Source organism: Brachybacterium sp. AG952 (genome assembly GCF_004362645.1).
In the GTDB taxonomy this organism is placed as follows: domain Bacteria; phylum Actinomycetota; class Actinomycetes; order Actinomycetales; family Dermabacteraceae; genus Brachybacterium; species Brachybacterium conglomeratum.
This window is the reverse complement of sequence record NZ_SNXV01000002.1, coordinates 346,667-364,993: the sequence shown is the minus strand read 5'-3', so window position 1 is coordinate 364,993 and position 18,327 is coordinate 346,667. Positions and strand designations below refer to the sequence as shown.

The following is an 18,327-nucleotide window of genomic DNA, read 5'->3' as shown; positions in this document are numbered from 1 at the left end:
TCCTCGCGGAGAGTTAGCACTCTCAGGGGCAGAGTGCTTATGATGATCTGGCACTCGGTGCACGGGAGTGACAGCCCCGCGCATATAGCCTCCGCGCACCGGGACCTGAACATTCCGGCCCCGTGAGGGCGTCGGCGCCGTGGGACATGAACACGGAGTCGGCTCCCGTCCGTCGCGGGCACTGGGCCGGGTGGACATCACAGACACGGGAGAGATTCCACAATGGCCAAGCTCATCTCTTACGACGAGGAGGCCCGGCGCGGCCTCGAGCGGGGAATGAACCAGCTCGCCGACGCCGTCAAGGTCACCCTCGGCCCCAAGGGTCGCAACGTCGTGCTCGAGAAGTCCTGGGGCGCCCCCACCATCACCAACGACGGCGTGTCGATCGCCAAGGAGATCGAGCTCGACGATCCCTACGAGAAGATCGGCGCCGAGCTGGTGAAGGAGGTCGCCAAGAAGACCGACGACATCGCCGGCGACGGCACCACCACCGCCACCGTCCTCGCCCAGGCCCTGGTCAAGGAGGGCCTGCGCAACGTCGCCGCGGGCGCCAACCCGATCGCGCTCAAGCGCGGCATCGACCAGGCCGTGGCCGCGGTCTCCGAGACCCTGCTCAAGCAGGCCAAGGAGATCGAGACCAAGGAGCAGATCGCCTCCACCGCCGCCATTTCCGCGGCCGACCCGGCCATCGGCGAGCTCATCGCCGAGGCCCTCGACAAGGTCGGCAAGGAGGGCGTGATCACGGTCGAGGAGTCCAACACCATGGGCCTCGAGCTGGAGCTCACCGAGGGCATGCGCTTCGACAAGGGCTTCATCTCGCCGTACTTCGTCACCGACGCCGAGCGCCAGGAGACCGTGCTCGAGGATCCCTACATCCTCCTGCTCTCCTCCAAGGTGTCCTCCGTCAAGGACCTGCTGCCGCTGCTGGAGAAGGTCATCCAGGCCGGCAAGCCGCTGGCGATCATCGCCGAGGACGTCGAGGGCGAGGCCCTCGCGGTGCTCGTGGTGAACAAGCTCAAGGGCTCCTTCAAGTCCGTGGCCGTCAAGGCCCCCGGCTTCGGCGACCGCCGCAAGGCGATGCTGGAGGACATGGCCATCCTCACCGGTGGCCAGGTCATCGCCGAGGAGGTCGGCCTCAAGCTGGAGACCGCCGGTCTCGAGCAGCTCGGCCAGGCGCGCAAGATCGTCGTCACCAAGGACGAGACCACCATCGTCGAGGGCACCGGCGACGCCGACCGCATCGCCGGCCGCGTCTCCCAGATCCGCGCCGAGATCGAGAACTCCGACTCGGACTACGACCGCGAGAAGCTCCAGGAGCGCCTCGCGAAGCTGGCCGGCGGCGTGGCCGTCATCAAGGCCGGCGCCGCGACCGAGGTCGAGCTCAAGGAGCGCAAGCACCGCATCGAGGATGCCGTGCGCAACGCCAAGGCCGCCGTGGACGAGGGCGTCGTCGCCGGTGGCGGCGTCGCGCTGCTGCAGGCCGGTGCCGACACCTTCGGCAAGCTCGCCCTCGAGGGCGACGAGGCCACCGGTGCCAACATCGTCAAGGTCGCCATCGAGGCCCCGCTCAAGCAGATCGCAGTCAACGCCGGTCTCGAGGGCGGCGTCGTGGCCGAGAAGGTCAAGAACCTGCCCGTCGGCCAGGGCCTGAACGCCGCGTCCGGCGAGTACGAGGACCTGGTCTCGGCCGGGATCATCGACCCCGTCAAGGTGACCCGCTCCGCGCTGCAGAACGCGGCGTCCATCGCGGGCCTGTTCCTCACCACCGAGGCCGTCGTGGCCGACAAGCCGGAGCCCGAGGCCCCGGCCGCCGGCGGCGACATGGGCGGCATGGGGGGCATGGGCGGCATGATGTGATCTCCTGATCACCTGCCGCTCCACCCGAGTGCTCGACGAGCCCCGATCCTCTGACGAGGGTCGGGGCTCGTCGCTGTCCGTGGAGGCGGGAATGGGCAGTACTCCCCATGGTCGCGGCGGGCACCGGCGCCTATGGTCGGGTGCGGGGGAGACATCGACGTCACACGGAGGGGAACCATGTTCCACGGAGCAGACACCGGCCAGCTGCAGGACTTCGCGCAGCGGCTGGGAGAGAGCTCGGGACGCACGTCGGAGCTGCTCGACGAGGCGACCACCTGGAGGCTGAGCCGTTCGAAACCCGCAGGGCTGGAACTGGAGCGGTATCTCCTCATCGACGACGGCGACCCCGCCACCGTATGGGTGGCAACGTGTCCTGCTCTCGATGCCGTGGCAGGGAACGGGTGGAGCGCGTGAGCGCCCCGGTGCCGCGACGAGGAGTCCTCGCCGCGGCGGGAACGGGACTGCTGCTGTCGCTCCTCGGATGCGTCGACGATGCCGAGGACCCGGCGCCGTCGACGACGGTGCCGGACGGTATGCCGACCACGGCGGTCGGCGTCCTCGAGAGCGCGGACCTCGCCCCGCCGCCCGAGGGTGCGCAGGTGCAGCTGGTCGAGAGCACCACGATCTCGGAGTTCGAGGCCTGGGCCGTCGAGGCGACGTTCGAGGCGCCCGCCGCCGAGCTCGAGCGCTGGATGCTCGACAGCTACGGCGACCCCGACGGGATCGGTCGGGCCTGGGTGACGCCGCAGAAGGTGAAGGACGCCATGGACATCGAGGACGTGCCGGACACCTGGCGGATCGAGGAGACGTCGATACAGGGGACCGCCTTCGAGCGCATGGTGCTCGTCGACGACGCGGACCCGCGGACCGTCCGGGTACGTCTCAGCGAGGTCCGCTGATCGTCTCCACCGGAGCGCCGGAGGACGATTCCGCTCTGTGCACGAACGAGCGGCCGCGCAGCGCGTCACGTCCGTGCTCGTGGAGCTCTCCGTCCTCGCCTTCGCGCTGCTGGGCCTGGTCTGGGGCGGGATCCGCGGCATGTCGATCTCCTTCGACCAGGCGATCCCGGGCCTGCCGGTGACCGTGGGGCAGATGTATCTGGCCCTGCCGATCGCGGGCGTGCTCATCGCCCTGTCCCCCTCGAGGACCTCGTGCGTGCCGCGCGCGGCGACGACATGCTCGCCGGTGACGACGCCCCCTCGTGGAAGGGTCGGGCGGCGGGGTCCTCGCCGTCCGGGCCCTCCCTCACGGGCCTCGCGGTCGGGGTCTCGCAGTCCGGGTCCGCCGCCGGCCTGGTCGTCCTCGAGGGTCAGCCTGCGCACTGCCGGCCCGGGCGTGGTCGGCCGGTGGCGCAGGGCGTGCCACTACGGCATATATGCCGTAGTGGCACGCCCTGCGCCATGACCTGACCATGCCCGGGCCGCGAGAGGGCGGGGACGGGCTGCGTGGGGGTGGCGCAGCGCCCCGAGGGGGTGGGGAACAGCCCCGAGGGGGTGGGGTAGGGCCGCGAGGGGTAGGAGAGGAGCACGAGGAGGTGCGGCGGAGCCGGCGAGGACGCGCCGGCCGGCCCGGGGCCGGTCAGACGAGGAAGATCGGGATCGCACCCGGATGACGGGCGTGCACGATCGCGAGGAAGACGACCACGTCGAACAGCAGGTGCACGATCAGCACGTACAGCAGCGAGCCGGTGCGGGCGAACAGCCAGCCCTGCAGCAGCGCGAAGGGCACGGTGAGCAGCGGCCCCCAGGCCTGGTAGCCGAGCTCCCACAGGAACGACACGAAGATCGTCGCCTGCAGCAGGTTCGCGGTCCACACCCCGAAGTGACGGCGCAGCAGCGCGAAGCAGGTGCAGATGAAGAACAGCTCGTCCCAGGTGCCCACGAAGTTCACGCCCGCGAAGAAGCGGGCCACCTCCCCGCCGTCGGCCAGGTGCGGCCAGTTGCGGTAGACGCCCGAGGTGATGAAGTAGAACGGAAGGATCAGCCAGCCCAGGAAGGGCACGGCCACGATGTAGCCCTTCTCGAGGCGGGTCCACGGCTCGCCCGTGCGCAGCGGGAACCGGATCGCGCGCCGGCGCAGCAGCAGACGGTCCACCGCCGCCGGCACCAGCACCGCCAGCAGCAGCACGGCGCCGATGGTGAGGAAGCGGTCCCAGTCCACCGAGGCGACGACCGAGGTGGTCGAGACGATGGTGATCCCGATCCCGATCAGCGCGAGGTCCTTCGCGAGCTCCCGGGAGACGAGCACTGCGCCGAGCAGGCTGAGGGCCAGCAGCAGGTGACCCCAGCCGGCCAGCTGCAGGGCGAACAGCAGGAACGCGGAGGCGGAGACCCCGACCGCCGGCAGCAGCGCGAGGCGCGAGGCGGGGGAGAGCTCCGCGGGATCCGCGGGGGCGGCGGCCGACGGCGTCGTCATGTCCTCAGCATGGCAGGAGCGGCCCCGCGACGGTACACGCCCTGCCGCGTCGGGCCGCGCCCGTCGTGCGCGAGGATGGAGCGATGGCACCCACCGACGCGCAGCCGCCCGCCCTCTCGCTCCTCACCCAGAACATCCGGTACCACGACGAGAGCACCCTCCCCGGTCAGGCCGACCACTGGCCCGAGCGGGCCCCGGTGCTCGCCCGGCTCCTCGGCGAGGCCGACGCGGACGTCGTCGGCCTGCAGGAGGTGCTCGCCTCGCAGATCCCCGTGATCGACGAGACGCTCGCCGCCACCCACCTGCGCCTCGGCATCGGCCGTGAAGGAGGCGGACGCGGGGAGCACAACCTCCTGCTGCTGCGCCGGGACCGGTTCGAGGTGCTGGACTGGGACCAGCTGTGGCTCTCCGGGGAGCCCGACCGGATCGGGTCGACGGGTTGGGACGCGATGTGCCCCCGGATCGCCGTGTGGGCACGGGTGCGGGACCGGGAGAGCGGCGGCGAGCTGGTCGCCGCGGTGACGCACCTGGACCACGAGGGACACGAGGCGAGGGCGACAGGCGCGGGACTGCTCGCCCAGCACCTGCGCGAAGCGGCCGACGGCGTTCCCGTGGTGCTGCTGGGCGACTTCAACGCCGCAGGCGGCGACAGCATCCCGTGGCGGGTGCTGCGCGACGCCGGCTTCGAGGACGCCCACGACGTCGCCTCCGCGCAGGTGGGGGAGGACATCGGCACCTTCCCCGACTACGGCACCCCGGAGACGGGCGGGATCCGGATCGACTGGATCCTCGTCCGTGACCTCGTCGTCGAGGAGTACGCGGCCCGGGTTCCGCTGCACGAGGGCCGCGCGGCGAGCGACCACGCGACGGTCACCGCGCGGGTGCGGCCGACGGGGCGCTGACGCGACGCCCGTCCCGCCTCACATGTCGCGGGCCGAGGTGAGCAGCTGCGATCCGCCCGCGCACACGGCGGTGAGCTCGAGCAGGTCGCCCGCGTCGGAGACGTCCGGTCCCTTCTCCTGGGCGAGCGCGGGCGACACGTCGACCCAGCCGCCCGGGCAGTCCTGGACCTCGCCCTCGAGGGTGGGGACGAGCGCGTCGAGCACCTCGTCCTCGGTGACCGGCTCGGGGGCGTCCGCCCCGCCGTGGTCGGAGGCGCCGGCCGCCGCCGTGGCGGAGACGAGCTCGTCGACCTGCGCGGGCTCCAGCTCGATCGCCGCCTGCCACCAGTAGTCGTCCTGCGCCGGGAACGGCACCCTCTCGTACGGGTCGGTGAACCGGCCCTCGGCGATCGTCACCGCTCCCACGGTCTCGAGCACGGGGAAGTGCTCCTCGACGAGCTCGGGGGAGTGCAGGACGAGATCGGGCTGGTAGTACCGCTCGGACGCTTCGTCCCGCATCCAGTCGGGCTCGTCCCGGTCGGTGTCGCCGCCCATCGGGCCGCAGCCGCCGAGCAGCAGCGCGGCGAGGAGCGCGCCGGTCAGCGCCCGGGCGGTCGCGCGCTGGGCGGTGCCTCGCGGCGAGGCCCGGCGTGCCCGTGCGCTGCGGCCCGCCGGATCGTGCGTCGGTCTCTCGTCGTCCATGGCTCCCCCTTCGTCCCCGGCGCCTTGTCTACCAGGTGCCGGGACCCGGGGCGGCAGGGCAGGGGCCGGGGAGCGGCGGTCTCAGAGCCCCCAGGCCTCGGCGAGCAGCTCGAGGCTCTTCAGCCGGTCCGCGGGGTCGTAGTGGTAGGCGGTGAGGATCAGCTCGTCGGCCTTCGTCGCCGCGACGATCTCCTCGAGCTGGGAGACGACGGTGGCGGGGGAGCCGACGGCCTTGATCGACAGGGTCTGGTCCACCTTCTGCAGGAGGTGCTCCGGGGCGACCTCGGTGATGTCCCGCGGGGGCTGGATCTTCTGCCGCTGCCCGGTGACGACGCCGAGGAACATCTGCTGCAGGGTCGTGAACTGGCGCTGCGCCTCCTCGTCGGTCTCGGCGACCACGAGGTTCACGCCCACCATCGTGTGGGGCTGCTCGATCTGCGCGGAGGCGGCGTCGGGGTCGAAGTGGGCGCGGTAGGTCTCCAGCGCATGCAGGTACTGGAAGGGCGCGAAGTGGGAGGCGACCGAGAAGGGCATGCCCAGCTGCGCCGCCAGGCGCGCACCGTTCGCCGTCGAGCCGAGGATCCACATCGGCACCTCGGTGCCGCGGGCGACCTCCGCGGTGATCGGCAGTCCACCGGAGGCGGGCACCTCACGGGACCAGTCCCGCATCTGCTCGACCGCGGCGATGAAGGCGCCGGGCTCGGCGGAGGTGCGGGCCAGCAGCTGCGCGGTGAGCTGGTCGGTGCCGGGCGCGCGGCCGAGGCCGAGATCGATCCGGTCGCCGTGGAACTGCACGAGGGTGCCGAACTGCTCGATCACCGCCAGCGGCGAGTGGTTCGGGAGCATGATCCCGCCGGAGCCGACGCGGATCCGCTGCGTCATCGAGGCGGCGCGGTCGATCAGCAGCGAGGTCGCCGAGGAGGCGAGGGAGTCGGTGTTGTGGTGCTCGGCGAACCAGTACCGCTCGTAGCCGAGCCGGTCTGCGGCCTGCGCGCCCTCCATCGAGGCGGCGATGGCGTCGCGGGTGCTCTGGCCGTCGGAGATGGAGACGAGATCGAGGATCGACAGGGGCACGTGAGGAGCGTTCATACTGCTCAGGCTATCGACGCGGGCGTGGGGCGGGGAGGGCGCAGGGTGAGAGGTTCTCGACCCCGTCGGCGGGAAGCTTCCGCACCCCGGATGCGTTCCCGGCGACATGAGGATCTCCCTGCTCGACCGCTCCCGCACGCGCGCCGGCCGCGACGAACAGGCCGCCCTCGCCGACAGCGTCCAGCGGGCAGTCGCCGCCGAGCAGCTCGGATACCACCGCTTCTGGGTCGCCGAGCACCACACCGTGCCGGGCATCGCCAGCGGCGCCCCGGCCGTGCTGCTCGCCGCGATCGGGCAGCGCACCGCGCGGATCCGGCTCGGCTCCGGCGGGGTGATGCTGCCGAACCACCGCCCCCTCGTCGTCGCCGAGCAGTTCCTGATGCTCGAGGCGCTCACGCCGGGACGCATCGACCTCGGGCTCGGCCGCTCCCTCGGCTTCACCGCCCCGGTCCGCGAGGCGCTGGGACGCACCGAGGCGAGCACGGAGGACTTCGCGGCGGAGGTGGGGCAGGTGCGCGACCTGCTCGAGGGCACCGCGCCGCTCACCGCCCGGCCCGTCGCGACGGAGCCCCCGCCGATGCACCTGCTCGCCACCGGTGCCGGGCTCGGCATCGCCGCCCGGCTCGGCCTCGGCGTGGTGCTCGGCGGGCCCGTCCTGCGTGCCGACGACGTGGGCGAGCGCGTCGCCGCCTACCGGCGCGAGTTCCGCCCGCACCGCGGCAGCGTCCCGCACGTGATGGTCTCGATGGACCTGCTGGTGGCCGACACCGACGCCGAGGCCCGCGAGCTCGCGCTCCCCGAGGTGTGGGCGATGGTCCGCTCCCGGGAGACCGGCGCGTTCCCTCCACTGGAGGACCCGGCCCGCATTCGGGCACAGGGGCTCTCCTCGCGCGAGCGCGACCGGGTGGAGAAGGGGCTCGGTAAGGCCTGGGCGGGCAGCCCCGCGAGCCTGCGGCCTCGGGTGGAGCGGGTGCTCGAGGCGACCGGGGCCGACGAGCTCCTCGCCGCGGGCGCCACCTTCGACCGCGCCGCGCTCGCCGGCTCCGATGCACGGGTCATGCGGCTGCTGGGCTGAGGTGCGTCGGCCCCGACCGCCGACCCTGTCCGTCTCCGCCGCTCAGCCGACGTCGAGCCCGGTGCTCAGCGCGATGTTCCCGGCGATCATCGCCGCGAGCACCACGAGGCCGATGACCGGCACCGCGCGCAGTCGCAGCGGTTCGGCGCCCACCTCGCGCACCCAGCGGGAGAAGAGGTGCGCCATCGGCGCGAAGACGAAGGTGGCGGTGCCAGCCGCGAGGATCGCGATCTGCTCGCCCGCTCCCATCTCCGCCCCACTGAGCACGAGATACAGCAGAGCCAGCAGCACCGAGGCGATCATCCCCCACAGCCAGGGGAACAGCGTCACGGCGTTGCGCCTCACGGGGTCCTCGCCCGCGAAGCGCGCCATGTGCGGGGCGAAGGCCCAGGCATTGGCGAACATGCCGCCGACGCCCACGCCCAGCAGCGCGAACTGCGCGACCACCGGCAGGCCCATCAGCTGCGCCGCCATGCCGGTGTCCCCGGCACCGAACGGAGTCAAGCACAGGTAGGTCACGCCCTCCTGCACGGACACGAAGGCGAACCAGACCCAGACCAGGTGGGCGAGGTCCCCGCGCTGCCGCAACGGGGTCCACCGCTGCAGCAGGATGCCGGTGACGAGGCTGAACGCCGGCCCGGCGAGCAGGGCCACGACCTCCGCGGTGACGGTGAGATCGCCGTGGTGGAGGACGCCGAAGGGGTACAGGGTCCCGCCGTGTCCGAACACGAGGCCGGTGACGAGATGGACGAGCTCGTGCAGAAGGATCATCAGCGCGCTCGCGATCAGCGCGGCGACGAGGCTGTTGACGAGGAGCGAGCGGGCGGAGGGGAGGGGGATGGAATCTCTGTCGGCGAGAGCCATTCCCAGATCGTGGCACCTCGCGCGCGGCGCGGGGGCGATTCGCCCGATTCCATGACAGCTGTCATGACTCTGGCGCCCCGCCTCGACCCCTCGTAAAATACCTACTGAAGGTACATGTCGAAGGGAGAGGGCGCCATGGCGACCACGTTCACGAGCCGGGAGTTCAACCGCGACGTCTCGGCGGCGAAGCGCGCAGCCGAGAACGGACCGGTGACCATCACCGACCACGGTCGGCGCTCGCACGTGCTCCTGACGGCCGAGGAGTTCGATCGGCTGAGCGGCGCCCGCGAGCGCCTCGGGGATCGACTCTGGGCACGGGGAACGGAGGGCATCTACCTCGACCTGCCGCCGAGGCGCGTCGAGGTGCCTCGGGAGGACGACCTGTGAGATACCTGCTGGACACGAACGTCCTCAGCGACGCTCGTGCGCGACGGTCCCCGGCTCTGATGGCCTGGCTGCAGGAGCAGGTGATCGCCGACCTCCATCTGAGCGCCGTCACCCTGCTGGAGCTGGAGCGCGGAGTCCGCCGGAAGGAACGCGTCGATCCCGCAGGAGCCGGGCCGCTGCGACGATGGCTCGATGAGGACGTGCGGGCGTCCTTCGCCGGGCGGGTGCTGCCCGTCGACGACGAGGTCGCGGTCGCGGCGGCGGCTCTGCACGTCCCCGACCCGATGCCCGAGATGGACGCCCTGATCGCGGCGACAGCTCTCGTCCACGGGCTCACCCTCGTCACACGGAACATCAAGGACTTCGCCAGTGTGCCGGTCGCCCTCTTCGACCCGTGGACCGAGTGAGCGCCAGTCGATGCATGGCGGTCACCGCCGCCCGTGCAGCGCCTTCCGGAAGCACACGCTGATCCCGTCGGCCGGGTCGTAGGGCGCGAACACGTCGATCCGCTCCCAGCCCTCGCGCTCGTAGAGCGCGATCGCCTCGGGCTGGCGGTTGCCGGTCTGGAGGAACAGCTCGTCCGAGCCGCGGTCCCGGGCCGCGTCCTCGAGCCGGGCCAGGATCCGGCTCGCGAGGCCCAGCCTCCGATGGTCCGCGTCGACGACCAGGCGCTTGACCTCCCAGCGGTCCGGCAGGCGGCGCAGCGTCCCGGTCGCGGCGGGCTTCCCGTCCACGAGCGCGAGCACCACCACGGCCACGTCCTCGGCGCTCGGCGGGGCCGGGCGAGGGGAGCCCTGGCGCAGGGCCGCGTAGCGGGGCGAGAGCTCGACGTCCATCGACTCCCGCAGCGCTGCGCCGCGCGGGTCGTCCCAGTCGGTGTCGGCCCAGGTCAGGATCCGACCGCCCGGCAGGACGGCGAGGGAGGAGGCGGTGGTGGTCATGCGCTGGCCCCCACGTCCTGGCGGGCGGGGATCGAGGCGATGAGCCGGCGCGTGTACTCCTCGCGCGGGGCGGCGAAGACCTCTTCGACGATCCCGGACTCGACCACCTCGCCGCGGCGGAGCACGGTGAGGGTGTCGGCGAACTGCCGCACCACGCCGAGGTCGTGCGAGATGAACAGGTAGGTCAGGCCCAGGTCCCGCTGCAGCGTGGCGAGCACCTCGAGGATCGAGGCCTGCACCGTCACGTCCAGGGCGCTGGTCGGCTCGTCGAGCACGAGCACCTCGGGACGCAGCGCGAGGGCGCGGGCGATTGCGACCCGCTGCCGCTGCCCGCCCGAGAGCGCCCCCGGACGCCGGCTGCGCAGCGCCTCGGGCAGGCGCACCGCCTCGAGCGCCCATGCCGTCCGCTCCGCCCGGTCGGCGCGGTCGCCGACCTTGTAGTGCTCGAGCGGCTCGCGCACGATCCGCTCGACGGTGAAGCGCGGGTCCAGCGAGGTGAAGGGGTTCTGGTGGACGAGCTGCAGGTCGCGCCGCAGCGCAGGCAGCCCGACGGGATCGGCGGGGTCGACGGGACGGCCGCCGACGGAGAGGGCGCCGGCATCCAGCGTCTCGAGCCCCAGCAGCGCCCGGGCCGCGGTGGACTTCCCCGAGCCGGACTCGCCGACCAGCGCGTGGGTGCGGCCGCGGGGGATCGCGAAGGAGACGTCCGCGAGGGCGCGCACCTCCCGGTCGCGGGTGCGGAAGGTGCGGGAGATGCGGCCTGCCTCGACGTGCGCGACGCCGGCCGGGTGGCGCGCGTCCCGCTCGGCGCGCAGCGGGGCGAAGCGGTCCGGGTTCAGCCCCGGCACGTCGGCCTGCAGCGCGCGGGTGTACTCCGCGCGGGGAGCGGTGAACACGTTCGCGGTGGGGCCGGCCTCCTGCACCTCGCCCTGCTGCAGCACCACCACCTCGTCGGCGCGGGAGGCGGCGAGGGCGAGGTCGTGGGTGATCAGCAGGATCCCGATCCCGAGCTCGGCCCGCAGCGTATCCAGCAGGTCGAGGATCTGCTTCTGGACCGTGACGTCGAGGGCGCTGGTGGGCTCGTCGGCGATCAGGAGCCGCGGGCCGGGCAGGATCGCGAGCGCGATCAGCACCCGCTGCAGCTGCCCGCCGGAGAGCTGATGGGGGAAGGAGTCGAGGATCCGTCCCGGCTCGGGCAGGCCCACCCGCTCGAGCGCCGCGTGCACGAGCGCCTCGCGCTCCTCGCTGCGACGGGCGCCGGGCACGAGCGCCGCCGCCTCGAGGGCCTGGGCCCGGATCGTGCGCACCGGGTTCAGGGAGGAGCCCGGGTCCTGCGGCACGAAGCCCAACACCCTCCCGCGCAGCGGCAGGAACTCCCGCTCGCGCAGGCCCGTCACCTCGCGGCCCTCGATCCGGATCGACCCGTCCACGCGGGCGCGGCGAGTGCCGAGCAGGCGCAGCACGGCCCGCGCGATCGTGGACTTGCCCGAGCCGGACTCGCCGATCAGGGCGAGGGCACGGCCCGCGCCGACGGCGAAGGAGACCCCGTGGACCACCTCGGCGGGGCCGTAGGCGACGCGCAGGTCCTCGACCTGCAGCAGCGGCGGGGCAGGAGCGGCGGTGTCGGCGGCCGCCGCGGTGGCGGCGGAGGCCTCGGCGGCGGAGGCGTCGGCGGTGGATGCGGCAGTGGAGTTCATCGGTTCCTCCCGAGGTCGAGCCAGCTGGACAGGCGGCTCACGGACAGCACGACGACGGCGATGACGAGGCCCGGGGCGATCACGAGCCACGGGGCGTGCAGGAGGTGCTCGCGGCCGTCGGAGACGAGCAGGCCCCAGTCGGAGGCGGGAGGCGGATCGCCGTAGCCGAGGAAGGCGAGCCCGGCGATCACCAGGATCGCGATGCCGAACTGGAGCACCGCGAGCGAGAGCACGGGGCGCACCGCGTTCGGGAGCACATGGCGCAGCAGGACGTATCCGGCCGAGGCGCCGCTGAGGCGGGCCGCCTCGATGAACACGCTGGTGCGCACCCGCAGCACCTCCGAGCGCATCAGCCGCGCGAACACCGCCACCGCCGAGACGCCGGTCGCGATCGCCGCATTGCGGGTGTCGTAGCCGAGCGCGGTCACGATCACCACCGCGAGCAGGAAGCCCGGGATCGCCAGGAGCACCTCGACCACGCGGCCGATCACCGCGTCGACCCAGCCGCCCAGGTACCCGCCCAGCAGGCCCAGCAGCCCGCCGGCGAGCACGCCGATCGCGACCGCGATCAGGGCGCTGGTCATCGAGGAGGCGGAGCCGTGGACGATGCGGGTGAGCAGGTCCCGGCCCAGGTGGTCGGTGCCCAGCCAGTACTCGGCGCCGGGCGCGGTGAACTTGTCGTCCGGCACGCCTACGGCGGGATCGTGCCCCGTGACCAGGCCCGGGGCCAGCGACCACAGGAGCACGACGGCGAGCACGGCGAGGCTCGCCAGCACGCTCTCGGGCGGGAGACGACGGGAGAGGGCACGGGCCGGGGCCGTCGTGGCGGCGACGGGACCGCCGGCGACCGGGCCGGGGGCGGCATCCAGGACGCTCATCGCAGATCCTCCTTCCCGCGCAGGCGCGGGTCCAGCAGCGGATAGAGCAGGTCGATCACGAGGTTCACCACCACGAACACCAGCGCGGAGAGCACCACGGCCGCGAGCAGCACCGGCACGTCCTGCGCGGCGACCGCCTTCTGCACCAGCGTGCCCACGCCGGAGCGGCCGAAGATCGCCTCGGTGATCAGGGAGCCGCCGAGCACCTCGCCGAGCACCAGCCCGATGATCGTCACCGTCGGCAGCAGGGAGGGGCGCAGCAGGTGCCGCACCACCACCTCCGCCGGGCGCAGGCCGCGCGCGAGGGCGACCTCGGCGTAGTCCTGACCGGCCGCCTCGTCCAGCGCCGTGATGAACACCTGCGCGATCTGCGCGGAGACCGGGATCGCGAGGGTCAGGGCGGCGGCGAGGGTGGAGCCGGGGCTGTGCGGCTCGACGAGGCTGAACAGCCCCAGCGTCACCGCGAGCACCTGGATCAGCACCAGGCCGATGAGGAAGTTCGGGGTGGACAGGAACACCGAGGGCAGGGCGCGCACGAGCGCGTTCGCCGGGCCCTCGGGCAACAGGCGCGAGGCCAGGCCCAGCACCGCGGCGATGAGCACGGCGAGCGCGAGCGCGGTCGCGGCCAGCGCCAGGGTCGAGGGGATCGCGGCGCCGAGCATCGCGGTGACCGGCTGCGCGGTCGACAGCGAGGTGCCCAGGTCGCCCGTCAGCGCATGGCCCAGCGAGACGAGGAGCTGGACCAGCACGGGCCGGTCCAGGCCGTGGAAGGCGCGGATCTGCGCCTTCTCCGCCTCGCTGTACCCGGCCTGGGGGTCGTCCAGCTGCGCGGAGATCGGATCGCCCGGGATCGCGGCGAGGACCGCGAACACGAGCACGTAGGCGAGCACCACCACGATCAGCGCCTGCCCTGTGCGACGCAGCGCGAAGGACGCGTAGCGGCGGGCGGTGCGCGCGGCGGCCGACGGGGCCGCGGGGGCGAGGCCCGACGTCGGACCGCCTGGGGCGGTGGGGGTCGCGCCGGGGGACAGAGCGGTCATGGCTTCTCCTTGGTCGCGGCGTGGTAGGAGGGGATCGCGACCGCGTTGAAGGTGATGCCGCGGAGGTCGGGGGACTGGACGTAGATGCGCTGCACGTTCTGCTCGAGCGGGATGAAGTACGCCTGCTCGAGCACGTGGCGGGAGAGCTCCTCGACCAGCGGCGCCCGCTCCTCGCGGGTCGCAGCGCCCGCGACCTCGTCCCGCAGCCGCACCAGCTCCGCATCGGAGGAGCCGGTCTGGAACCAGTCCTCGCCCTCGTCGGTGATCACCCCGGCGACCGTGCCGACATCCACGAAGCTGCGCGTCACCTCGTTCACGCCCTGCTCGGGGTTGTTGGTGACCCGTTCGGTCCAGGTGGGGATGTCGAGCTTCTGGGTGGCCACCCGGATCCCGAGACGTCCCAGGTGCTGGGAGATCAGCTCCGCCTCGGGGACGGAGCCGGTGAGATACGGGGTCGGGTTGATGGTGAAGCCCAGCTCGACCCCGTCCTTCTCCCGGAAGCCGTCCTCGTTCCGGCCGGTCCAACCCGCCTCGTCGAGGAGGCGCGCGGCGAGCCCGGGATCGTAGGAGAACAGCTCGGTGAGATCGGTGGTCTCCGGCACCCCGGCCTGCAGCCAGCTGGTCGCCGGCTCCCAGGCGTCGGTGAACACGGTGCGGAGGATCTCGGCGCGGTCGATGCCGCGGGTGACGGCCTGCCGCACCCGCACGTCGTCGAAGGGCGCGACCTGCGTGCGCAGGCTGTAGCCGTGCACGAAGCCCAGGTAGCGGGGCACCTCGATCACGAAGCCGGCCTCGGTGAAGGCATCCAGCACCTGCGGGTTCACGTTGTAGGAGAGATCGGTCTGGCCGGCCCTGGCGGCGGAGGCGCGCAGGGTGTCGTCGGGCAGGACGGTGAAGGTGATCGCGGCGAGCTGCGCCGGCCCGCTCGCACCGAGAGCCTCCGGAGCCCAGTCGTAGTCCTCGCGCCGCACCAGGCGCACGCGCTGCCGCGGCTCCCAGCTCTCCAGCACGAAGGGTCCAGAGCCGATCTGGCGGGCCAGGTCGGCCTGCTCCTCGAGGGAGAGGGCGAGGGAGGAGGGGGCCATCAGCTGGCAGCCGTGATAGCCGAGGGTGGGCAGGAAGGACAGCGTCGGCGCGGTGAAGGTGACCCGCACGGTCAGCGGATCCAGCGCCTCGGCGCCCTCGTAGGTGCCGCCGGGGAACAGGCCCACCCGTGCCAGGCCCTCGTCGGGGCGGCCGACGGCCCAGGCCTCGAGGTTCGCGAGCACCGCCTCGGCGTCCAGCGGGGTGCCGTCGGAGAAGGTGACGCCGCCCCGCAGGTGCAGCACGTACTCGGTCGCCTCCTCGTTCTGCTCCCAGTGCGTCGCGATCCAGGGGGTGACGGCTCCCTCGGGATCGGTGTGGACGAGCTTGTCGGTCAGCTGCTGCCACACGTTCGCCTCGTAGCTGGAGATCGCGCTCTTGGAGGGGACCCAGCCGCCGTCGAGGTTCGAGATGAGGAAGGAGAGCTCGAGGTCGTCTCCCGCGCCGCCGCTGCCGCCCGCGTCGGCGAGGGCGCCGTCCAGGGCGCAGCCGGCCAGGGGCAGCGCGGCGAGGCCGAGCGCACCGGCGCCGAGGCCCTGGAGCAGACGGCGGCGGCTCGGCCCGTCGGGGCGTGCGGTGATCGCGCGCCCGTCGATCGCGGCCCCGTCCTCCGGCGGTCCGACGGGTCCCGGCGCGGGGCGGCGGGCGCTCATCGTCGGGCCTCGGGGGCGGTCAGAGCGGCGATCAGGCGCTCGGCGCCGTCGGTCAGCGCGGCCTCGTCGAGGTGGCTGATGCCCACGCGCAGGCGGCCGTGGTCCTCGTCGTCCCCGGCGAGGAAGAAGTACCGCCCCAGCGCCATGTCGGTGCCGAAGCGCTCCCGGGCCAGGCGCTGCGCCGCGGCGAGGTCGATCCCGCCGTCCAGCACCCGCGCCCACAGGAAGATCCCGCCGGTGCGCTGCTCGATGCGCACGCCGCCGGGCACACCGGTCTCGAGCAGGTGCGCGAGGAGGTCGGCGCGGAGGGCGTAGCGGGTGCGGGCGCGGTCCGCGATCGCGTCGAGGCCGCCGTCGAGCCCCTCGCGTCCCCCGGCGCCGACGACCCGCTCGACCACCGACTGCACCAGCACGGAGGAGTGCTGGTCCTGGTTGGCGCGCAGGCGGGTCACGGGGCCGACGAGCCAGCTCGGCAGCACCAGATAGCCCAGGCGCAGCCCGGGCCCGAGGATCTTCGAGAAGGTGCGCACGCGCACCACGAGCTCCGAGTCGGTCGGATAGTCCTCGGGCACCTGGACGCCGGGGAAGGCGAGGCCCGCGTAGGCGTTGTCGGAGACGATCACGAAGCCGTAGTGCTCGGCGAGGGCGGTCAGCCGCTCGCGCTGCAGAGCCGGGGTGATCAGGCCGGTCGGGTTGTGGAAGTCGGGCACCGTGTAGAGCAGCTTCGGCCGCGCCCCGGCCTCGAGCCGGTCCTCGAGGGCGTCCAGGTCCAGCCCCTCCCCGGTGAGCGGCAGGGGCAGCACCTCGACCTCGTGGTGCTGGAGGTCCCGGAAGATCAGCGGATAGGTCGGGTCCTCCACCACGATCCGGTCGCCGCGGTCCAGCAGCGCGTCGAACAGGAGGGAGAGGCCGTGGAAGGCGCCGTTGGTGAGCAGCACCCGGGAGGCGTCCACGCCCTCACGGCGCGCGATCCACTCCCGCAGCGGCGCGATGCCCGCCGGGGTGCTGTACTGCAGCGCGCCGACGAGCGCGGCGGGATCGGAGGTGAGGTCCTCGGCCGCGCGGTGCAGCGCCTCCAGCGGGAGGTCCCCGGCACTCGGCGCGCCGCCGAGGAGGGAGACGGCGCCGGGCAGGGGAGAGGCGGCGGGGCCGAAGCCGCGGGCGAGGTCCTCGCGTGCGCCGAGTCGGGAGAGCAGCCCCGCGGAGAGGCTCTCCGGGGTCAGGGCGGCGGGGTCGAGGGCGGTCGTGCTCATCACAGGGCCTTCCCGGGGTTGAGGAGCTGATGGGGGTCGAAGGCGGTCTTCAGGCGGTGCTGGAGGTCGCGGGAGGCGGGGGAGAGCTCGAGGTCGAGCCAGCCGCGCTTCGCGGTGCCGATGCCGTGCTCCCCGCTGACGGTGCCGCCGAGCGCGAGCGCGGTGCGGACCAGCTCGTCGGCCGCTGCCAGCAGCGGGGCGGGCAGCTGGCCGGGCGCGTGGTCCTCGGAGTGGGGGAGGGCGAGGGAGGGGTGGAGGTTCCCGTCGCCGGCATGGGCGATCGCGGAGGTCTCCACGCCGTGGCGCCGGCCGATGCCGGGCAGCGCCTCGAACATCTCGCCGAGGCGGGACTTCGGCACCGCGACGTCCTCGCCGAGGCGGTGCCCGCCTGCGCCGGAGCCGCGGCCGGAGCGGCGCAGCTCCCACAGGTGCTCCGCCTCGGCCTCGTCCTCGATCTCGCGCACGGTGCTGCCGGCCGCGGTGAGCGCGGCGGCGAGGTCCGCGAGCTGCTCGTCGATGCCGTAGCCGTCGAGCTCGATCAGCAGGATCGTGCTCTCGCCGCGGGCGAGCTCAGAGCCGGTGTGCGCGTCGATGTCGGCGAGGGTGGGGCCGTCCATCAGCTCGGTCGCGGCGGGCCGGACGGGGCTGCGGGAGATCGCGTTCACGCCCTCGGCCGCGGCGCCCGCCGAGTCGAAGCGCGCCAGGACGGTGCGTCGTGCGACGGGCAGCGGGCGGATCCGCACGGTCGCGGCCGTGATGACGGCGAGGGTGCCCTCGGAGCCGATCAGCAGCTGGGTGAGGTCGAGGCCGGTGACGCCCTTGATCGAGCGATGCCCGGTGCGCAGCAGCGTGCCGTCGGCGAGGACCGCCTCGAGGCCGAGCACGGACTCGCGAGTGACCCCGTACTTCGCGCAGTGCAGCCCGCCCGCGTTGGTCGCGATGTTCCCGCCGATCGTGGACAGCCGCGCGCTCGCGGGATCGGGGGCATAGAAGACGCCGTGCGGGGCGAGGGCGGCGGAGAGGTCGGCGGTGATCACCCCGGCCTCGACCACCGCGACCTCGTCGAGCAGGTCGATCTCGCGGATCCGGGTGAGCCGCTCCAGGCCCAGCACGATCGCGCCGGTGCTCGGGGCGGCACCGCCGGAGAGGCCGGAGCCGGCGCCGCGCGGAACGACGGGGGTACCCGTCTCGTGGGCCAGGCGAAGCACCTCCTGCACTCCGGCGGTGTCCGCCGGCAGGACCAGGAGGAAGGCGGTGCCGTCCGGGGCCTGCACCGCCGTGTCGCCGGCGTAGCGCGGCGCGGGGTCCTCGATCACGGCCTCCTCCCCGAGCAGGGGGCGCAGGCGCGCGGCGAGCTCGGCGAGGCGCTCGGCGGGGCGGGCGTCGGTGAGGGGGCTGGCGAGGCTGGTCACGGGGCGGGACTCCAGGTGGGCCGGGCGGTGGTCGTGGCCCAGGGTGCGCCCTCGCGCGCCATAAGTGCAAGTGCTGACCGTCATAAGTCGTCACGGTGGG

At 73.2% G+C, this 18,327-nt stretch carries 18 protein-coding genes; 7 read left to right on the top strand and 11 right to left on the bottom strand.

Features of this window, described 5'->3' with window-relative positions; all coding sequences use genetic code 11:
- Positions 1 to 222: 222 nt before the first annotated feature.
- The 3 genes from groL (at position 223) to DEU31_RS07100 (ending at position 2,756) form a co-directional block, all read left to right on the top strand.
- The gene (groL, locus tag DEU31_RS07110) at positions 223 to 1,857 is read left to right on the top strand and encodes a chaperonin GroEL (RefSeq protein ID WP_133676617.1); all 1,635 of its coding nucleotides are present in this window, start codon (positions 223 to 225) and stop codon (positions 1,855 to 1,857) included.
- 177 nt (positions 1,858 to 2,034) lie between these two features.
- Positions 2,035 to 2,271 (top strand): hypothetical protein, encoded by a 237-nt coding sequence (locus DEU31_RS07105; protein ID WP_010550095.1) that lies wholly within the window; start codon positions 2,035 to 2,037, stop codon positions 2,269 to 2,271.
- Positions 2,268 to 2,756, top strand: a complete 489-nt coding sequence (locus DEU31_RS07100; RefSeq protein WP_133676616.1) for a hypothetical protein — start codon at positions 2,268 to 2,270, stop codon at positions 2,754 to 2,756. The genes DEU31_RS07105 and DEU31_RS07100 overlap by 4 nt, the downstream gene beginning before the upstream one ends.
- A 679-nt stretch (positions 2,757 to 3,435) precedes the next feature.
- On the opposite strand, the gene DEU31_RS07085 is transcribed toward DEU31_RS07100, so the two are convergent.
- Positions 3,436 to 4,272, bottom strand: a complete 837-nt coding sequence (locus DEU31_RS07085; protein ID WP_133676615.1) for a CPBP family intramembrane glutamic endopeptidase — start codon at positions 4,270 to 4,272, stop codon at positions 3,436 to 3,438.
- A gap of 83 nt (positions 4,273 to 4,355) precedes the next feature.
- Here DEU31_RS07085 and DEU31_RS07080 point away from each other — a divergent pair, with 83 nt between their 5' ends.
- Positions 4,356 to 5,174, top strand: a complete 819-nt coding sequence (locus DEU31_RS07080; protein WP_133676614.1) for an endonuclease/exonuclease/phosphatase family protein — start codon at positions 4,356 to 4,358, stop codon at positions 5,172 to 5,174.
- Positions 5,175 to 5,192: 18 nt separating this feature from the next.
- On the opposite strand, the gene DEU31_RS07075 is transcribed toward DEU31_RS07080, so the two are convergent.
- On the bottom strand, positions 5,193 to 5,855 hold the full coding sequence (locus DEU31_RS07075; RefSeq protein WP_133676613.1) for a hypothetical protein: 663 nt from the start codon (positions 5,853 to 5,855) through the stop codon (positions 5,193 to 5,195).
- A gap of 81 nt (positions 5,856 to 5,936) precedes the next feature.
- On the bottom strand, positions 5,937 to 6,944 hold the full coding sequence (locus DEU31_RS07070; protein WP_010550101.1) for an LLM class flavin-dependent oxidoreductase: 1,008 nt from the start codon (positions 6,942 to 6,944) through the stop codon (positions 5,937 to 5,939).
- 106 nt (positions 6,945 to 7,050) lie between these two features.
- Between DEU31_RS07070 and DEU31_RS07065 the strand changes: the two genes are divergently transcribed.
- On the top strand, positions 7,051 to 8,019 hold the full coding sequence (locus DEU31_RS07065) for an MsnO8 family LLM class oxidoreductase (protein ID WP_010550102.1): 969 nt from the start codon (positions 7,051 to 7,053) through the stop codon (positions 8,017 to 8,019).
- 42 nt (positions 8,020 to 8,061) lie between these two features.
- Here DEU31_RS07065 and DEU31_RS07060 read toward each other — a convergent pair whose 3' ends face one another.
- Positions 8,062 to 8,883 (bottom strand): hypothetical protein, encoded by an 822-nt coding sequence (locus DEU31_RS07060; RefSeq protein WP_133676612.1) that lies wholly within the window; start codon positions 8,881 to 8,883, stop codon positions 8,062 to 8,064.
- A 135-nt stretch (positions 8,884 to 9,018) separates the two neighbouring features.
- Here DEU31_RS07060 and DEU31_RS07055 point away from each other — a divergent pair, with 135 nt between their 5' ends.
- Both DEU31_RS07055 and DEU31_RS07050 read left to right on the top strand, forming a co-directional pair.
- Entirely contained in the window at positions 9,019 to 9,270 is a 252-nt protein-coding gene (locus DEU31_RS07055; protein ID WP_053918040.1) for a type II toxin-antitoxin system prevent-host-death family antitoxin, read from the top strand.
- On the top strand, positions 9,267 to 9,677 hold the full coding sequence (locus tag DEU31_RS07050; RefSeq protein ID WP_133676611.1) for a type II toxin-antitoxin system VapC family toxin: 411 nt from the start codon (positions 9,267 to 9,269) through the stop codon (positions 9,675 to 9,677). Before DEU31_RS07055 ends, DEU31_RS07050 begins: the two co-directional genes overlap by 4 nt.
- A gap of 21 nt (positions 9,678 to 9,698) precedes the next feature.
- On the opposite strand, the gene DEU31_RS07045 is transcribed toward DEU31_RS07050, so the two are convergent.
- Genes DEU31_RS07045 through DEU31_RS07015 form a run of 7 tightly spaced genes read right to left on the bottom strand, consistent with a single transcriptional unit; the run spans position 9,699 to position 18,227 of the window.
- Positions 9,699 to 10,211, bottom strand: coding sequence for a GNAT family N-acetyltransferase (locus DEU31_RS07045; RefSeq protein ID WP_010550106.1), 513 nt, complete (start codon positions 10,209 to 10,211; stop codon positions 9,699 to 9,701).
- A complete protein-coding gene (locus DEU31_RS07040) occupies positions 10,208 to 11,908 on the bottom strand; it encodes an ABC transporter ATP-binding protein (RefSeq protein WP_133676610.1) in 1,701 nt (566 codons plus the stop codon). Before DEU31_RS07040 ends, DEU31_RS07045 begins: the two co-directional genes overlap by 4 nt.
- A complete protein-coding gene (locus tag DEU31_RS07035) occupies positions 11,905 to 12,786 on the bottom strand; it encodes an ABC transporter permease (protein ID WP_133676609.1) in 882 nt (293 codons plus the stop codon). Before DEU31_RS07035 ends, DEU31_RS07040 begins: the two co-directional genes overlap by 4 nt.
- Positions 12,783 to 13,826 (bottom strand): ABC transporter permease, encoded by a 1,044-nt coding sequence (locus DEU31_RS07030; RefSeq protein WP_010550109.1) that lies wholly within the window; start codon positions 13,824 to 13,826, stop codon positions 12,783 to 12,785. The genes DEU31_RS07035 and DEU31_RS07030 overlap by 4 nt, the downstream gene beginning before the upstream one ends.
- Positions 13,823 to 15,562: an ABC transporter substrate-binding protein gene (locus DEU31_RS07025; RefSeq protein WP_133676608.1), complete on the bottom strand. Its 1,740-nt coding sequence runs from the start codon at positions 15,560 to 15,562 to the stop codon at positions 13,823 to 13,825. Before DEU31_RS07025 ends, DEU31_RS07030 begins: the two co-directional genes overlap by 4 nt.
- Entirely contained in the window at positions 15,559 to 16,815 is a 1,257-nt protein-coding gene (locus DEU31_RS07020) for a PLP-dependent aminotransferase family protein (protein WP_133676607.1), read from the bottom strand. Before DEU31_RS07020 ends, DEU31_RS07025 begins: the two co-directional genes overlap by 4 nt.
- Positions 16,815 to 18,227 carry an FAD-linked oxidase C-terminal domain-containing protein gene (locus DEU31_RS07015; RefSeq protein ID WP_133676606.1) on the bottom strand — a complete coding sequence of 471 codons (1,413 nt, stop codon included), beginning with the start codon at positions 18,225 to 18,227 and terminating at the stop codon, positions 16,815 to 16,817. Before DEU31_RS07015 ends, DEU31_RS07020 begins: the two co-directional genes overlap by 1 nt.
- Positions 18,228 to 18,327 lie beyond the last annotated feature (100 nt).